The sequence below is a fragment of the Mediterraneibacter agrestimuris genome (assembly GCF_943193195.1).
Classification (GTDB): domain Bacteria; phylum Bacillota; class Clostridia; order Lachnospirales; family Lachnospiraceae; genus Schaedlerella; species Schaedlerella agrestimuris.
In genome coordinates, this window is sequence record NZ_CALPDG010000012.1 from 25,376 (window position 1) to 42,977 (window position 17,602).

General features: G+C 43.1%; 15 protein-coding genes. 1 reads left to right on the forward strand and 14 read right to left on the reverse strand.

The window, feature by feature from the left end; all coding sequences use genetic code 11:
- Nucleotides 1-234: 234 nt before the first annotated feature.
- The 4 genes from NFS18_RS08030 to NFS18_RS08045 form a co-directional block, all read right to left on the reverse strand.
- On the reverse strand, nt 235-1,215 hold the full coding sequence (locus tag NFS18_RS08030) for a LacI family DNA-binding transcriptional regulator (RefSeq protein WP_251389573.1): 981 nt from the start codon (nt 1,213-1,215) through the stop codon (nt 235-237).
- Between the two features lie 123 nt (nt 1,216-1,338).
- On the reverse strand, nt 1,339-1,785 hold the full coding sequence (locus tag NFS18_RS08035; RefSeq protein ID WP_251389574.1) for an RbsD/FucU family protein: 447 nt from the start codon (nt 1,783-1,785) through the stop codon (nt 1,339-1,341).
- Nucleotides 1,786-1,881: 96 nt separating this feature from the next.
- Nucleotides 1,882-3,687, reverse strand: a complete 1,806-nt coding sequence (locus tag NFS18_RS08040; RefSeq protein WP_251389575.1) for an L-fucose isomerase — start codon at nt 3,685-3,687, stop codon at nt 1,882-1,884.
- Between the two features lie 20 nt (nt 3,688-3,707).
- The gene (locus NFS18_RS08045; RefSeq protein WP_331477599.1) at nt 3,708-5,183 is read right to left on the reverse strand and encodes a rhamnulokinase; all 1,476 of its coding nucleotides are present in this window, start codon (nt 5,181-5,183) and stop codon (nt 3,708-3,710) included.
- Between the two features lie 251 nt (nt 5,184-5,434).
- On the opposite strand from NFS18_RS08045, the gene NFS18_RS08050 reads away from it, so the two are divergent.
- The gene (locus tag NFS18_RS08050; protein ID WP_251389576.1) at nt 5,435-6,280 is read left to right on the forward strand and encodes a helix-turn-helix transcriptional regulator; all 846 of its coding nucleotides are present in this window, start codon (nt 5,435-5,437) and stop codon (nt 6,278-6,280) included.
- A 94-nt stretch (nt 6,281-6,374) separates the two neighbouring features.
- On the opposite strand, the gene NFS18_RS08055 is transcribed toward NFS18_RS08050, so the two are convergent.
- The 10 genes from NFS18_RS08055 to NFS18_RS08095 all read right to left on the reverse strand — a co-directional run bounded on the left by NFS18_RS08055 (nt 6,375) and on the right by NFS18_RS08095 (nt 17,587).
- Complete coding sequence (locus tag NFS18_RS08055; RefSeq protein ID WP_251389577.1) at nt 6,375-6,812, reverse strand: hypothetical protein; 438 nt, start codon at nt 6,810-6,812, stop codon at nt 6,375-6,377.
- Nucleotides 6,813-6,972: 160 nt separating this feature from the next.
- On the reverse strand, nt 6,973-8,112 hold the full coding sequence (locus NFS18_RS08060; protein ID WP_251389578.1) for a substrate-binding domain-containing protein: 1,140 nt from the start codon (nt 8,110-8,112) through the stop codon (nt 6,973-6,975).
- 75 nt (nt 8,113-8,187) lie between these two features.
- A complete protein-coding gene (locus NFS18_RS08065; protein ID WP_251389579.1) occupies nt 8,188-9,159 on the reverse strand; it encodes an ABC transporter permease in 972 nt (323 codons plus the stop codon).
- A 14-nt stretch (nt 9,160-9,173) separates the two neighbouring features.
- Complete coding sequence (locus NFS18_RS08070) at nt 9,174-10,670, reverse strand: sugar ABC transporter ATP-binding protein (protein WP_251389580.1); 1,497 nt, start codon at nt 10,668-10,670, stop codon at nt 9,174-9,176.
- 24 nt (nt 10,671-10,694) lie between these two features.
- Nucleotides 10,695-11,669, reverse strand: a complete 975-nt coding sequence (locus NFS18_RS08075) for an ABC transporter permease (RefSeq protein WP_251389581.1) — start codon at nt 11,667-11,669, stop codon at nt 10,695-10,697.
- 231 nt (nt 11,670-11,900) lie between these two features.
- Nucleotides 11,901-12,035 (reverse strand): hypothetical protein, encoded by a 135-nt coding sequence (locus tag NFS18_RS19360; RefSeq protein WP_277613537.1) that lies wholly within the window; start codon nt 12,033-12,035, stop codon nt 11,901-11,903.
- On the reverse strand, nt 12,001-12,897 hold the full coding sequence (locus NFS18_RS08080; RefSeq protein WP_251389582.1) for a substrate-binding domain-containing protein: 897 nt from the start codon (nt 12,895-12,897) through the stop codon (nt 12,001-12,003). Before NFS18_RS08080 ends, NFS18_RS19360 begins: the two co-directional genes overlap by 35 nt.
- Nucleotides 12,881-14,689, reverse strand: a complete 1,809-nt coding sequence (locus tag NFS18_RS08085; protein ID WP_251389583.1) for a sensor histidine kinase — start codon at nt 14,687-14,689, stop codon at nt 12,881-12,883. Before NFS18_RS08085 ends, NFS18_RS08080 begins: the two co-directional genes overlap by 17 nt.
- Nucleotides 14,689-16,299, reverse strand: coding sequence for a response regulator (locus NFS18_RS08090; protein WP_251389584.1), 1,611 nt, complete (start codon nt 16,297-16,299; stop codon nt 14,689-14,691). The genes NFS18_RS08085 and NFS18_RS08090 overlap by 1 nt, the downstream gene beginning before the upstream one ends.
- A 280-nt stretch (nt 16,300-16,579) precedes the next feature.
- On the reverse strand, nt 16,580-17,587 hold the full coding sequence (locus tag NFS18_RS08095) for an aldo/keto reductase (protein ID WP_251389585.1): 1,008 nt from the start codon (nt 17,585-17,587) through the stop codon (nt 16,580-16,582).
- Nucleotides 17,588-17,602 lie beyond the last annotated feature (15 nt).

A 17,602-nucleotide genomic window follows, 5' to 3' on the forward strand; every position in this document is an offset into this window, starting at 1 on the left:
ATAATGTGATATCGTTTTCATATTATGATTATATTTTATCATACAAAACTCATTTGTAAATTGGCAGAACACACAAAATACTGTATCCTTTTTCAGCAAATTTTAACAAAAATAATTTCTGCTTTCTTCTTAAAATTCTATAAAAAACAGACCTTGTGAAGAGTCACCCTCCCCTCACAAGGTCTGTTTTTGCCCAAATCACGTTATAACAAAGCTCTGTAAGTGATATCCTTTTCACACACTCTCCGCCTCAATTATTTCATACCCCAGCATGAGTTGTTTAGATATCACATTTTCCTGTTCTATCATCTCCACCAGCATCTTGGCCGCTTCTACACCACTTGAACGATAATGCAGATGTGCCGTTGCAAGTGTCGGTGTCACGACTCTTGACATCCGGTTATGCCCGATTCCAGTCACTGCAATTTCTTCCGGAATTTGTTTTCCAATCTCTTTCAAGTACATCATAGCCCCCACTGCCAATGAATCCGTCGCACAAAACACTCCATCCAAATCTGGATTCTTATTCAGCAGATGCTTCATAGCCTCATAACCGCCTTCCATCACAAAGGGAGCTTCCATCACCATCTGCGGATTTACAGACACTTCATATTTTTCCATAGTATCGAAAAAAGCCTTCGTCCGCTGTACTCCCGCCGCTTCATCCTTCAGTGTTACGCCGATATGTCCGATGCGGCGTTTTCCACTATCCAGCAGTTGCTTTATCATGGCACGGGCAGCGCCATAGTCATCATGATATACGCAGGCATAATCTTCAAACTTCTGACTGATGATCACAACAGGCACGTCCAGTTTTCTTAACGCCTCCTTATGTGCCTTATCAAAAACAGAAGCCGAAAATAAAATGCCGTCCACTGGATTGTTATTCAGCAGCTGCAAGTATTCCATTTCCTTTTTCGGATTATTCTCTGTATTAGCTAATAACATCTGATAACCTGATTCCGACAGCACTTCGCTGATTCCCGCCGCAACCCTGGCAATAGATTCAGAACTGATTTTGGGCAAAATCACACCGATGACCTTAGATTTTTTCGTGCGCATAGACTGCGCCTGCTTCGATGGACGATAGCCAGTCTTCTCAATCACTGCTTTAATCCGCTGAACCTTTTCCTCGCTTACATAGCCGTCATTCAAATATCTGGAGACAGCGGATACAGATACTTCCGCCATCTTTGCAATTTCTGTAATGGTCATGATATCGTTTCCTCATTTTCTTAGAACTATCTTTATTCTATCACCATCCAGTACTTTGAGGCAATAAAAAAGGGGAGCGGTCTGCATTTACGGACCACTCCAGTAAATTTTGTAAGTATATATTTAATCTACGACAACGCCCTTCTGCAGCATTACATTTGCATAAATTGCTGACTCACCGGTTGCAATAATTGCATAGGCAGTCTTTGCCTCATCATAAAATGCAAATCTTTCGATATTGCCAATTGCATCTGCTCCGCGTTCGTCATGTTTTGCAACGATTTCTTTGTATGTATCCCAGATCGGTGTCTCAACCTTGCCTACATCACCTGGCATCAGCTGCATCAGATTTACCGGCTTCTCTACATATGTATCTAATGGGAATACCTGAAGAATTGCGTCCAGGATTTCTGGTACGCCATGTCCGTCACAGCGGATTACGATACAGTCCTTACCCATAGACTCAGCCGGAAAGTTACCGTCTGCGATAACAATACGGTCACTATGTCCCATCTCAGCCAGTGTCATAAGAAGTTCTGGGGATAAAATTTTCGGAATACCTTTTAACATGATGTCGTCCTCCTAATATTCGTTTAAATTCCTTCTACATCTGATATAGGAGCGCTCACAAGAGCGCCCCTCATCATTTATGTTGTACATATTTGATTATCTGATCGTCTTATACAGCGGTCCATATGCCTGACATGCTCTGTAATCAGAACCCTCTTTGTCCATACCAAATGCATTCCAGGATGCCGGACGGAAAATCTTCTCTTCCGGTACATTATGCATAGCTACCGGGATTCTCAGGATAGAGCAAAGTGTAATCAGATCTGCTCCGATATGTCCATAGCTGATCGCACCATGGTTAGCGCCCCAGTTGTTCATAACATCATAAGCTGTCTTGAATGCGCCTTCTCCTGTTGTTCTCGGAGCAAACCATGTACATGGCCATGTATAGTCTGTTCTCTTCCACAGAACATCTGTCACTTCGTCTGGAAGGTGTACCGTCCATCCTTCTGCGATCTGCAGCATCGGTCCCAAATTCTTTACAAGGTTCAGACGAATCATTGTTACAGGCATCTCAGCTTCTGTTACGAATCTGGATGAGTATCCGCCGCCGCGGAAGTATCCCAGGTCAGCATAATTCCATGTTGTTGCAGCCATGATCGCATCCTGATCTTCTTTTGTTACCTCATACCACGGTTTCATTACATGGTTGCCGTCAGCGTCAACAGCCTGACCATTCGCATCCAGACAAGCCGCGCCAGAGTTGATCAAGTGGATAAATCCATCAGCCTCTTTTGCCTTGCCTTCTAACTTATAACCACCTGCTGCTCTCTCAACAGCCTCCGGGCTCCAGTATGTACGAACGTCTGCAAAAATCTGTGCAGAGTTTGTAAGCAGTTTACAGAACATCATTCCAAGTCCGTTCAGTACATCGTTTTCTGTTGCCAGAATGTAAGGCTCTCTTGCTCCGTTCCAATCGAAAGAAGTATTCAGCATAGCCTCCGGGAAGTCACAGTTCGGATAGAAGTCTGTCCACTGTCTCTGTCCCTGGAATCCAGCTGCCAGCGCATTGTGTCCAACTTTCTCTTCCTCGCATCCTTCCGGCAGGTTCGGATTGCCGTTCATCAGGTCTTTGATGATACACATCATCTTTACAACAAATTCCCAGTCAGCCTCTTTTGCTTCCGCAGATTTCTGAAGTTCCTCAGGGTTTTTGTCAAAACCAATTTTACATTTCTCTTTTGTCCATGCAAGAGCTTTTTGATATTCAGCCTCATCATAGATACCTTCTGTCATACGGCGGATAATCTCTACTTCGTCAACGGATTCTACACGCATGCCAAGGTATTCCTCAATGAATGCCGGATCAATGATAGATCCGCCGATTCCCATACAGATAGAACCGATCTGCAGGTAAGATTTGCCTCGCATTGTAGCTGCTGCAACTGCTGCTCGTCCGAATCTTAACAGTTTTTCCTTAACATCTTCTGGAATTGTAGTATCATCAGCTTCACATACGTCATGTCCATAGATTCCAAATGCCGGAAGCCCCTTCTGTGCGTGTGTAGCCAGTACTGATGCCAGATAAACTGCTCCCGGTCTTTCAGTTCCGTTAAATCCCCATACAGCTTTAATAGTCATTGGATCCATGTCCATTGTCTCTGCGCCATAGCACCAGCATGGCGTAACTGTCAGAGTAATGTCAACACCTTCTTTTTTGAATTTATCTGCACATGCCGCCGCCTCTGCAACACGTCCGATTGTTGTATCAGCGATAACAACCTTAACCGGCTCACCGTTTGTGTATTTCAGATTCTCTTCAAACAGCTTTGCTGCAGATTTTGCCATGTTCATTGTCTGGTCTTCCAGAGACTCACGAACTTTCAAAGCTCCTCTTCTTCCATCGATAGTAGGTCTGATTCCGATCACCGGGTAATCACCAATCAATCTTGATTTTGCCATAATTGCATTCCTCCTTTAAATTAATGAATAAATGTTTTAAATTTCTCATACGCAGCATCCCACTTATCCGCATCCTGCGGCAGATACTCGTATGTAGTTTCTGAATCTGCTATTATCTGTCTTGCTTCTGCCACATCTTTAATCTCACCCAGCGCCATAAGCTGAACAGCAATGTTGCCAAGGGCTGTTGCTTCAACCGGACCTGCAACGACTTTTCTTCCCGCAGCCCCTGCGGTCATCTGACAGAGCAGCTTACTCTGAATGCCGCCTCCGATCATATTGATGACCGGATAATGTTTGCCTGTACAGGATTCAATCTGTTCCAGCGCATATCTATACTTCAATGCCAGGCTCTGGTTGATACAGCACATAATCTCTCCGATTGTCTCCGGTATCTTCTGCCCTGTTCTGCGGCAGAATTCGCGGATACGCTCTGGAATATTTCCCGCTGCTACAAACTCCGGTGAATCCGGGTCGATGAAGCTCTGGAACGGCTCTGCTTCCAGCGCCATCTTCTCCAGCTCTCCAAAGGAATACTCCTGACCCTCACGAATCCACTGTCTTCTGCTCTCTTGCGCAAGCCACAGTCCAATGATATTCTTAAGCAATGTAGTTGTATTACCATATCCGCCTTCGTTGCTTACATTACACTCCAGCGATTTTTCTCCGATAACCGGTCCGTCAAGTTCTGTACCAAACAGACTCCATGTACCGCAGCTGATAAAGATGAAGTCTTTATTCTGCGTCGGTACAGATACAACGGCGCTCTGTGTATCATGACCTGTGATCGCAATTACCTTTGCCGGTTCTACACCTAATTCTTCACAAATCTGCGGTTTTAATGTCCCTACCACTGTACCGCTCGGCACAATCTCTGGAAGAATCCTCTTCGGAATCTGAAGCGCTTCCAGAATCGGCTCACTCCACTTCTTCGTTCTTGCATCCAACAGCTGTGTCGTTGCAGCCATTGTATACTCTGCCTTCTTCTCTCCCGTCAGGAAATAGTTGAACAAATCCGGTGTCAGCAGCATCTTGTCTGCCTTTTCCAGAATCCACGGTCTCTTCTGAACCAGTGCATACAACTGGAAAATGGTATTAAAGTTCTCAAACTGCAGTCCTGTCAGTTCATAAACCTTCTCTTTCGGTATCGCCTTGAATACCTCATCCTGCATACCAAGTGTTCTGTCATCCCGGTAATGAACCGCACTTTCCAAAAGCGCTCCATGTTCATCCAGAAGACCAAAATCCACACCCCATGTATCGATACCGATACTCTCGAAACCGCCTTTTTGTTTCGCTTTTACGATTCCCTGTTTGATTTCAAAGAAATGTCTCAGCGTATCCCAGTACATTGTATCTCCTAAAATGACCGGGTCATTAGAAAAACGGTGTACTTCTTCCATATGAATCTTGCCGTTCTCCAGACTTCCGAGAATCGCACGGCCGCTTCCGCCGCCGAAGTCAAATGCAAGAACCTGCTTTTTCGTGTCCCCCACTGCTATGCCTCCTTTCCAATCTCACGTCCGCGGGACGTAGAATCGTTACTGTTCACACCCTACGGGTGCTCCAGTAACATAGAATCATCTTATCTGTTTATAGTATTATTTTATCATTGTATCCCCTTATTTACTTGTGTTATAATGATAAAAAATATAATAATATTCACATATCATCCCCCGATGCTGTACTGGTCTGTGACCGTGCAGCGCGGCGCACGGCTCATGAATGAAGACAAGGAGCACTGATTATGCAATATATCAACTATCGTGAAAACAGACAGCGCGGAACCGCAGATTTCCCCCTGGAATATCACCATGTATCCCCAACTCATCCCCAATACAACATGGCTATGCACTGGCATGTGGAATTTGAATTTATCAGGATTCTGAAAGGGTCTTTTAAAGTCATCATTGACGATCAGGAATTTTTCGTTCCCGCCGGTTCTTTTGTTTTTATCCCTGCCGGAGCTCTCCACGAAGGAATCCCCTATGACTGCGAATATGACTGCCTTGTTTTTGATATGAATATGCTCATGAACAAAAATGATTCCTGCTGCAAATTTTTACGGAAGATCATTGATCATGAAATAGAAATTCAGTATGTCCACTATGGTTCTTATAATGATTTTCACCAAAGTGTCTGGACGCTGTTTGATGCGATTTCTTCTAAAAAAGAGGGTTATCAGCTTATGGTACTAGGCGCGCTGTATCAGATAATCGGCATCATATTTTCCGGTGAATATTTTCATTCCGTACCAGAACAGCAAAGCCGAAGCCACCGCAAAATTTTGCAGTTAAAACAAGCTCTGGAGTTCATAGAGTCCTCTTATAAGCATCAGATTACACTAAAGGAAATGGCGGATTCTGTCAATATGTCCCCAAAATATTTCTGCCGCTTCTTTCAGGATATGACTCACAGAACCCCTGTAGATTACCTTAATTATTACCGGATTGAGCGTGCCTGTTATCAGCTTCTGACAACAGACCAGTCTATCACAGAAGTAGCTTATAGCTCCGGCTTCAACGACCTGAGCTATTTTATCAAGACCTTTAAAAAATATAAGGGTACTACCCCAAAACAATATTTAAGATAAACTTTTTACAAAAGTATATCTTAAATAAAGCCAGCCCTCTTTCAATTCACCTACAATGAAAGAGTTGGCTTTTGACCCCAACATCTTATTTACTTTAGAAAAGACCAAAAATCTTCTCTCTAAAAGAATTATACAGCGAATCATAGTCTGTATACTGAATATCTCCATCTTTGAAGCTCTTGCTCCAGACATTGCGGACTCCCTCTGCAATAATCTGTCCATCTTCTCCTGAACAAAGAATACTTGTGAACACATAATAAATCATAAAGAAATTCAAATCTATCTGTGTTCTTCCATCTATCTTCCCACGCTTATTGGAGAACTTCTGCTCCACTGCCCCTACAATACACTTTCCAATCTCTTCTGCAGCCAGTGTCTTATCCGCCGCCTGCGCTGTGTACTCTGCCATTTCTGAAAAAAAGTGTCCGTATTGTGCAAGAAACTCTTTTGTGTTCTTCTCAAATGTTTTCTTCTTGAGATGCTTGAGCATCTCATCTTTATTATCAAATATTGTTTCAATTCCCTGAAGCATATAAATCCTCCTGTGCCTAATGTTTTATAGTATTGATTATACCCCAATTTGAACCGCAATTCTACAACTATATCATAATAGCGTATTAGAAAAGACCGGGCAAAATCTGCCCGGTCTCTTTTTTTACTAAAACCTCAGATAACGTAAACTCTGTTACGAATTAATCGTAAAGGTTCGGAGCGATATCATCAGCTTCCATGTTATCTGCATTGTACCAGTAACCATTCATCGGGATGTCCTCAACGTCTTTTCCGTCACAGATATCTGTCAGAGTGTAGATACATTCATAACCCATCATCAACGGAGACTGTGTTACAGAACCAAGGAACTGTCCGTTTTTGATTGCTTCTTTCTGAGGAGTACCAGCGTCAAATCCAACACCGACAATTCCCTTTTCCGGATCTGCGGAAAGCTTGTTCAGTGTATTGTTAGCCTGAATAAGTCCTTCTGCTGTTACCTGATTAGAACCGAAGATAGCGATTGTGTCTTCTTTAGACATGATCTTCTGAGCTTCTGTAGCTGCAAGGTCAGGTGTTGTCTGCGCCGGAACACCAACTTCAATGATGATTTCAGCCTCAGCTTCATCAACCTTGCCTTCTGCCGCATTTACATAGAACTCGTTACCAACTACTGCAACCTTCTTTCCTGCACCTGTACACAGCTCAATCATCTTGTCGATGAATCCCTGTCCACGCTGCTGAATGTTCTGAGCTGTAGCATCCTGGTTAACTTCACCGATACGAACTTTAGCATCTGTTGTGGCTGCTTTGATCTTCTCCTCGATAACCGGGAACATGTTCTCTGCTGCAACGGCTCCTGCCTGTGCGTTATCTGTAGCTACTGTAGCATATACAGAACCTTCCGGTGCATTGTCAACACCAGTATCAAAACATACAACCGGGATACCAGCATCTAATGCTGCCTGAAGAGACTTTTCTACAGACTGTGTATCACATGCTGCAAGACCGATTCCATCCGGTTTTTTCTCGATAACATTGTCAAGCATCTGTACCTGGTCAGCGATATCAGACTCTGTAGCCGGTCCATTGGACTCTGCTGTTACTCCAAGCTCTCCACAAGCCTTTTCGATTCCCTGAACAGCTGCCTGCCAGTATGTAGACTGGAAGCTCTTTACGATTACTTCAAAGTGATAATCTTTGCTGTCTCCACCTTCATCTGTTGCCTCTGTTTTTTCTGTTGTTGCGCCTTCGTCTGTCGTCTTTTCCTCTTTGCCGCCGCAAGCTGCCAGTGAGAATACCATTGCTGTGCTAAGTAAAACAGCTACAAGTTTCTTTTTCATTTTGTTTTCCTCCTTGAAATAAAATGTTTCTATATGAAGTTCTGCTGTGAACATCATACGCTTATTATTATAATATTATTTTTTCTTTTTTACAAGGTCAATCAGTACGGCTGCAATCAGTACGATACCTGTAAAGATTTGCTGCCAGTTTGCCTGAAGTCCGATAAACGGAAGTCCAACCTTCATCAGACAGATAACAAATACACCAAAGAAAGTTCCGAGGATCGTTCCAACACCGCCTGATGTAGACACACCGCCTACGATGGCTCCGCCGATCGCGTCAAGCTCGAATCCGGCTCCTGATCCAGGATAAATCGTTGCTACATATGCTGCATATGCAACTCCCGCAAGTCCTGCAAACAGACCGCAGATAACATATGCCATCATATGATAAAACTTCACATTTACTCCGGCAAGCCTGGTTGCCTCTTTGTTACTTCCAATCGCAATGATGTAACGTCCGACTCTTGTGTGATCCAATACAAATGACATAATGATCACAAGTATGATCACGGATACAATACCGATCGGAACAATGGTTCCATCCGCCGTAGTAAGCTTAAACAGACTTCTGAATGCACCCTGATCGGACATTGCTGACGGCCATGAGATACCCATACCACCGCACAGCGCCGGTCCCAGACCACGCGTGATCATGCAGGTACAAAGTGTTGCCAAAAACGGTGGAAGATCCATGATCGCTACCAGTACACCATTCAATATACCAATCAGAATTCCCATCAGAACACATGCAAGAAGTCCGACGCCTACCGGCATTCCCTTATGTACTACAAGGTATCCCCCGATCAGTGCATAAGATACAAGTCCTGTACCGATGGACAGGTCTACACCTCCAGTAATCAACGGGAAAGTAACACCAAGCGCCATCAATGTAATATAATATGAAATATCCAGAACACTTATCACTGTCGGATAAGACCTGAATGTCGGGCTGAGAACACTAAAGAGAATGATCATTGCGATGTTGATTCCCAATACCATTGCCTCTCGCCCTTTTAATCCGAGAAACTTTTTATTCTTAGTCATCTTCTCACCCCTCCTTATTCAATCTCTCTTGTTGCAAGATTCATAATTGTTTCCTGTTTTGCTTCCGAAATATCAAGCTCACCAGTCTTCTTTCCTTCACACATAACAACCACACGGTCGCTCATTCGGAGAATCTCAGTCATTTCAGAGGAAATCATGATAATAGATTTACCTTCTGCTACGAGCTTATTCATCAGCTTATAAATTTCATTCTTCGCGCCAACATCTATACCTCTTGTCGGCTCATCAAAGATCAGGATTTCACAATCACGTGTCAGCCACTTCGCAATAACAACTTTCTGCTGGTTACCACCAGACAGGTTCACAACCAATTGATCAACATCCGGTGTCTTGGTTGCCAGCGCTTCTACATACTGCTCTGAAACCTCTTTTTCCTTCTTCTTATTGATAAAGATACCGCTCATGAAGTCTTTCATGGAAGCCATTGTTGTATTCTCAGCAACACTCTTCTGTACAACGATACCATATCTCTTTCTGTCCTCTGACAGATAACCGATACCACATCGAACAGCATCCTGTGGATTATTGATCGTTACCTTCTCGCCATTAATATAGATATCTCCGCTCTCTTTCGGATCAGCGCCAAACAATGCTCTGGCTGTCTCGGTACGTCCGGCACCCATCAGTCCGGAGAATCCAAGTATCTCTCCCTTATGAAGTTCAAAACTGACATCCTGTACCATTTTACCTGCATTTAGATGCTCTACCTTAAGGACAACCGGCGCATCCTCCGGAACAGCGCTTTCTGTTTTAGGTTCTTCGTAAATGACACGGCCTACCATCATATTGATGATGTCTTCCTTTGTACTGTCCTTTGTAATCAAAGTTCCTACATAAGTACCGTCACGCATAACTGTTACCCGGTCTGTGATCACCTTAATCTCATCCATACGGTGGGAAATGTATACCATCGCAATATCCTTTTCTCTCAGATCACGGATAATCTTGAACATCTCTTCAATCTCAGACTCTGTCAGGGCTGCTGAAGGCTCATCGAAAATAATAACCTTCGCATCGAAAGATACCGCCTTTGCGATTTCACACATCTGCTGCTTACCTACAGTCAGGTTCGACATCTTCTCTTTTGGGTTAATATCAACATGAAGTCTGTCAAACAGCTTTTTCGCCTCTTCGTTCATCTTTTTGTCATCAATCTTGATTCCCTTCTTGAACTCTCTTCCGATAAAGAGGTTCTGTGCCACTGTCAGATGACCAAGCATGTTCAGCTCCTGATGCACGATTACGATACCTGCATCCTGCGCCTCTCTTGTATTTTTAAACTCAATTTCCTTACCTTCATATGTAATAGTACCGGAATCTTTCTTATAAATACCTGTCAGCACCTTCATTAAGGTTGACTTACCTGCACCATTTTCTCCCATGAGTGCAAGAACCTCGCCTTTTCTGACCTCCAGGTCAACATGGTCAAGTGCGTGAACACCGGGGAAAGACTTGTCAATATCTTTCATTGTCAAAATAATGTCACCCATAATTATCTCTCCTTTCTATTATTGCTAATTCCTTCTACGTCTTGCAGATACGTCTGAGTAAACTGCTGCGATAACGATCAGACCAGTAATAATATACTGATAGTCTTTCGTAAATCCCAGTGCAAGAATACCCTGCTGCAAAAGAGAGATAATAATTACTCCAATCACAGTACCGCTGATGGAAGCAAGTCCACCCGCCATGGAAGTACCGCCCATTACACAGCCTGCAATTGCCTCGTTGTTGTACTGGTCGCCGTATCCCGGCTGAACTGTTGTATATGTAGCTACAAAGAAGATAGACGCAATACCAACCAATATTCCGCAGATGATGTATGCTAACATCTCCCATTTCTTAATGTTGACGCCGGAAAGTCTGACAGCCTCTTTGTTACTTCCGAGGCAGAGAATGTAACGTCCCCACTTCGTCTTGTTCAGGATAACTGCACAGATAATAGCAACACCGCCAAAAATAACCAGACCTACCGGAAATCCGTTCATACTTATAACATTTCTGAACCATCCGCCCTCTGCATTCGACTGCGGCCAGCTTACAGACTGTGTTTTTGTAAATACGGCTGCAATACCCTTTGCGATATTCATGCTCGCCATAGATACAATAAACGGCGGCACCTTCCAATACGCTACCAAGTATCCGTTAAATACTCCAAATGCTACCCCGATCAAAATGCTCATCACCAGACTTGCAGCCATTGGCACACCATATGTCACCAAAGCATATCCGGAAACAAGTGAACAACAGAACATAACTGGTCCGATTGAGAAATCGATTCCTCCGGTCGCAATAACAAATGTTACGCCCAGAGAAAGGAAGCCTAGAAAGTACACATAATTCAACGTATTCATAATACGTGAAGCAGTGAAGAAACTTCCGCCTGTCATCAGTCCGAAAGCCAGATACATCAGTATCAGCAGAACAATCAAGACAATTCTGTTAAATCCCACCTTTTTCACCAAAGGATGCTGTTTAATCTTTTCCACTTCTCTTCCTCCTATTCCTTATCTTTTTTCTGTCCGAATTACGCACAGATAACTACTGAGACACGAGAAGCGCGCCTCATTTATGAATAAATTATGAACTTTTCTTAAAGAAATAGGAATTGAATATCTTACTAAAAAAGGTTAAAAAATTACTATGCAGTAAATTTTTAACCTATTAATTAAAAACACCCGTTCTCGCTGTTTTATTGCAATTTTTATATTTTCTCCGCCTTACTGGTCAGAAAAGGGATAGAGCAGTCTCTGATTCTCTTCTTCGTACATGTTATCTCTTGTAATCAGCTTACTTCCTGAATCTATGTCCCGCTCCACCTCACGGTTGGTCAGTACATTGATCGTCTGTTCCACCCCCCAGATATCCCATATTAAATGGTTTCTGGATGATAATCGCCTCAAAAACCCCTGCTTCCAGATACTGAATCTCCTCGATAGAGCTGTCAAATCCAACCATATGTATCTTATCTGCCACCCCCATATCACGCACAGCCCTGGCCGCGCCAATTGCTGAATACTCGTTGAGCCCGATCAAGACATTCATATTGGGATAATCACTCAACATCTGCTTTGTCAGTTCATATGCTTTCTCATAAGAAGAGTTACAGAACACTACATCTGCAATACGTGCTTCATACTCTCCCAATCCATCCCTGATTCCGTTTTCACGTTCCATTGCGGTTGAGGTTCCTTGTACATGAGCAACAACCCCAATTACTGATTTTCCATCCAAAAATCTTCTGGTATATTCTCCCAGTTCCCTCCCCGCTACATAGTTGTCTGTACAAACAACTGCATCTGCAATATTCTGGTCAATTGTCGAATCCAGCAGAATCAATTTGATTCCACTCTCTTTCACATCACGCAAGGCTTCTGTTGTACGGGAATAGTCTGCCGGGGCAATCATCAAGGCATCCGGTTTCTTCTCTATACAAGAATAAATCAATTCAAGCTGCTCATCTACATCCCCTTCCGAATCTGTGCCATATACTTCAATCTCTGCTCCAAACTCTGTCGCCCCAAGTTTCGCCCCCTGAATCAGCGATGTCCAGAACCCATTGGAAGGATCAATTGTCTTTGGAATAAATATTAGTTTATAAGGATCTTTTTCCTTTGTATCCGGCCACACCAGAGCAAGCATTACAAAAAGCGAGATCCCTACTAAAATACAGCTTATCAGGGCACTTGTCCATTGTGTCTTAATCCATTTTCTCATGTTCCCTGTCTCCTTGCTGCGGAATTCTAATCATAGCCCGTGTTCCTACACCCGGCCGGCTCTCATAGGTGATTCCGTATTCTTCTCCATAATAAAGTTTCAGACGCTTCTGTACATTAGATACACCGACACCATTTTGCTTCCTGCTCTTTTCCTTCTCGTCAAAAATCGTGCTGAGCATATTTTCATCCATTCCAATTCCATCATCCTCAACTGCGATACAGACATCCCCACTGTCCGCATAAGCACGAATCCACAGGCTCCCTTTGCTTCCTTTATATTTAATTCCATGATAAATTGCATTTTCTACTATAGGCTGCAATACCAGTTTCACAATCTTTACATGACTTACTATGGGCTCAATCTCAATGTTATATTCTAATTTATCCTGATAACGCATCTTCTGGATTGTCAGATAATTATGTACATACTCCATTTCCTGTACCAGCTCAACCTGTTCATTGTCATTACTAATACTCTGGCGAAGAAGTTTGGCAAGAGCGGAAGTCATTTCCACAACCTCATCATTTTGTCCAGCCTCAGACATCCAGATAATCGAATCCAGTGTATTATAAAGGAAATGTGGATTAATCTGCGCCTGCAGCGCCCTCAGCTCACTCTTACGTTTCTGCTTCTGCTCGTACACATTTTCCTCCATAAGAGTATGGATACGCTCTGTCATCAGATTATAGGACTTACCCAGGCTTCCAATTTCATTTTCCATCGTCACATATACATTTGCCCGGTCAAACTGCCCTTTCTCCACCATACTCATTGATTCTGTGAGCTGACGCAGCGGTCTGGTAATTGCCCTGGAAAGCATATTTGAAATCAGAAGAACTCCCAAAATCAGAATTACAGCTGCCAATATATATAGTATCTGTGCCTGCTTGTTATTTTTTAATAATTCAGAAGTATATGCTGCCCCTACTACAATCCATCCAGTCTTATCTGAACGTGACAGAGTATAGAGCTTACGCTCTGTACCGTCTCGCACCGTCAGTGAATCTCTCTCACAGTTCATAATTTCATCAATATGTTCTGTTAGCAGACCTCCATACATCAACTGCTGCTTCGGGTGATAGATTACATTACCTTCAGCATCCAGCACAAAAATGTATCCCTTATTTCCAATACTGTTGTTGTTGCACAGATCACTGATCGCACTGTAGTTCAAGTCCACAAAGAAAAGCCCTTCTTTCTCACCTGTCCGGTTATTCAGAAGTACTCTGCTTAATGTGATAACCCACTTATAACTAGATTGAATTGCATTTTGCACATGAGAAGAAGACACTGCGATTCCGGTGTCTGAATTCATGGCTGCCCGATACCAGTCCAAATTCTGAATATCAATATATGGAGTCAGCTCATCCTCACCTTGATTCAGTATATATCTGCCATTCTCCGCTACTGCCGCAATATTGTAAATATCCTCACGGCTCTCCATAATGGTATTGAACTGTGTAAGTATACGGTCCCGTTCTTCTTCCCTCTCACTCTCCAATAGCTCGTCCTCAAACAAATATAAAGATATATCTGCACTCTTCGCCATCACCGTAGAAACATTTTCCATATAATCAATATAGGTATCGATGTCATAATTTACCTGTTTCACGATTTGGGATGTGTAGTTGTCTGAGTTCTCATAAATTGTCCGTTTTGTAAAGTTCAAAGCGATCAAAAGATAAATCAGCACTGCAACTGCCATTAATGCCGAGAAGGAAAGCATCATGGTACTCTGTATGCTCTTAAACCTGCCGAACATACGCATAAATAATGTAGGTTTTTCCATCAATTTTTCTCCCTTGCATATTCCTTCGGAGTCATGCCAATTGTTTTCTTAAATGCAATACTGAAATAATGAGGATCACTAAATCCCACCTTTTCTGCGATCTCATAGTTCTTAAGGCTTGTCTGACGCAGTAACTGCTTTGCCTTCTCCATGCGGATATTGGTAAGCACTTCGATAAATGTCTTCCCTGTTGCTTCTTTAAAAATGCTGCTGAAACGACTCGTACTGATATTTAAATACTCGCAGATCTGATTCAGTCCCAGTTCACAGTCCCCGTAATTTTTCTGCATATAGTCCATAGCAAGATTCGCCTGCCGCTCTGCACTGGTCTGTCCAGACACATTCATCGCAATAATACCTTTTTGCGCGTATTCCCTTGTCAGCTTCATTGCTGGCTGAATGCTCTGTGCTTCTGCCGCTTTGGAAAGAAGCATTTCATTTAGTTCAAAATGTTCATCTGTCTCCAGAACACATTTGTGTATCGCATGAAGCACCTGATTCAGATAAGAGGATGCTTTATTCCGGCTGACATACCGTTCTCGGATCCAGTTTTCGATACTGTCTAGAACAGCCATAAGACCGGCTTCGTCCCCTCCTCTGAGTGCAGAAGTAATCTCTCTGAGTTTCGATTCCAGTTCCAGAAAATTCCCTTCTCTGATTTCTTCCTCACAATCTATGAGGACCCCATTTCCCTTACTGTAACGATATTTCAGTACATCGACTGCAGACTCATATGACTTGGGTAAATCATCCAGGGAATTTACATAACAGCCTATTCCGATCGATACACTTAAGTTCATTGCCATACTTATCTGTTCCTGTATCTCCCTGCACATGTTCGGGACAACTTCCTTAAATCTTTGCGGAGCATCTGTCCATAGCAGCATACAGACACGGTTGTCTGAATCCCTGTAGGCCAGTCCCGCCTCATATTCCTCCACAATCTCACCGCTGATATTTTCTACAACAAAAGACATTAATGCACTTTCCTTTTTCAGACCATTGCATCCATTCTCACACCACGCTGAATATATATCAATATCTGCAACCACTGCCCGAAATACCGTTCCTTTTATCTCAATCCCCATGTCTTGCAGTTCACAGAGACTCCTTTCCACTTCTTGTGTTCCAGTCACCAGTCTTGACAGTGCCTTTGCAATAATCAGCGCCTCATTTTTTGTATAATTATGATATACTTTCTTTAACTTATCTATCTTACGCTCTTCTTTGCGCATGTCATCCAGCTTGATTTTCAGACGGTTTAAAACTTCCGTTAATTCTTTTGCCGTCACAGGTTTCAGTATATATTCCGATACCTTATATTGAATCGCCTGCTTTGCATACTCAAAGTCACTATATCCGCTAAAAATAATAATCTTTACATGAGGATAATTCTCATACAGCCAGCGGCTCAGTTCCATCCCATCCATGTGGGGCATACAAATATCCGTAAGCACCAAATCTACCTGATTATTTTTCACAAAATCAACTGCATCTCTGCCATTCTCACAATCCCCCGCCAGTTCAAACCCCAGCTTATTCCACTCAATCTTCTTACCAATTGCCTCACGAACCAGAATTTCGTCATCTACTAACAGTACTTTATACACATCAAATCCTCCCACAGTCATTGTATCTTCTTATAATTAAATTACACCATAATTCCGTTGCACTACATTATGATTCGCGCACAAGAATCAAATGTCACTTCTTGCCGCTTGATTCTTTGTGTTCGCGTACATTATACCATGTTCGTTAAATTCGTGAAACACCTCATTAAAAAAAAGCAGTATACACGATGGTTTTTCGTTACTGGAGCACACGTAGGGTGTGAACAATAACGGTTTTTCGTCTATACTGCTCTAAAATTTGTATTTATATTTTATTCCATTATTTTACAATGACTCCGTCTTCATCCCAGAGGTCATGCCAGTCTTTTGCACCTTCCCAGAGGAACACCTGTCCTTTTACAAGACGGTTGTTTCTCTCCAATGTTGCAATCACTGCCATCTCTTCTTCTGTCAGCGGATCTTCTGTCAAACATTTCAGATTGCTGACGTAATTCTTTTCATGTACAGAAAAAGGTATCGGAATCTGTCCCCTCTGGCTTGCCCACTTCAATGCGACCAATGCCGGATGGCAGTTGTGTGCCTTCGCAATTTCCACCATCCCCGGCATTTCCATGTCGGCAATATCCTCCTGACAAATATCACGTTCCGGTCTCTTCGGCGAACCAAGAGGCATATATCCGATCGGCTGGATATTGTGCGCTGCAATATAATCAAACAGCTCCTGCTGCTGGAAACATGGGTGTAATTCAAACTCACATGCCGCCGGCATGATCTTCATCAGCGGAAGTACCGCCTCCAGCTTCGGAATCGTCAGATTGGAAATACCGATATGACGGATCAGTCCTTTCTCCACAAGTTCCTCACACTGTCTGTATGTATGGATAAACTCTTCCACACTAAACGGTCTGGAATCCGGGTTTCTAGACTCCACATCACAGCCCGGCGCATGATAATTCGGGAACGGCCAATGAATAAAGAACATATCGATATATTCACACTGTAAGTCTGCAATACTCTTTCTGCACGACTCCTCCACTCTTTCATGCATATCGTTCCATACCTTTGTCATAATGTAGAGGTCTTTCCGCTCTACCACGCCTTCCTCGAACGCCTCCTTGAAAACCTGCCCGATCTGGTCTTCATTCCCATAACATGCCGCGCAGTCAAACATACGGTAACCACAGCGGATTGCGCCTGCAACTGCGTCTGACACCTCTTTCGCCGAAAATCTGTCGGAGCCAAATGTTCCCATTCCAATCCCCGGTATTTCCTCTCCGGTATAAATTTTTACTTTAGGCACCTTATCCAAATCAACAAACTCTGCCATTATTTCATTCTCCTT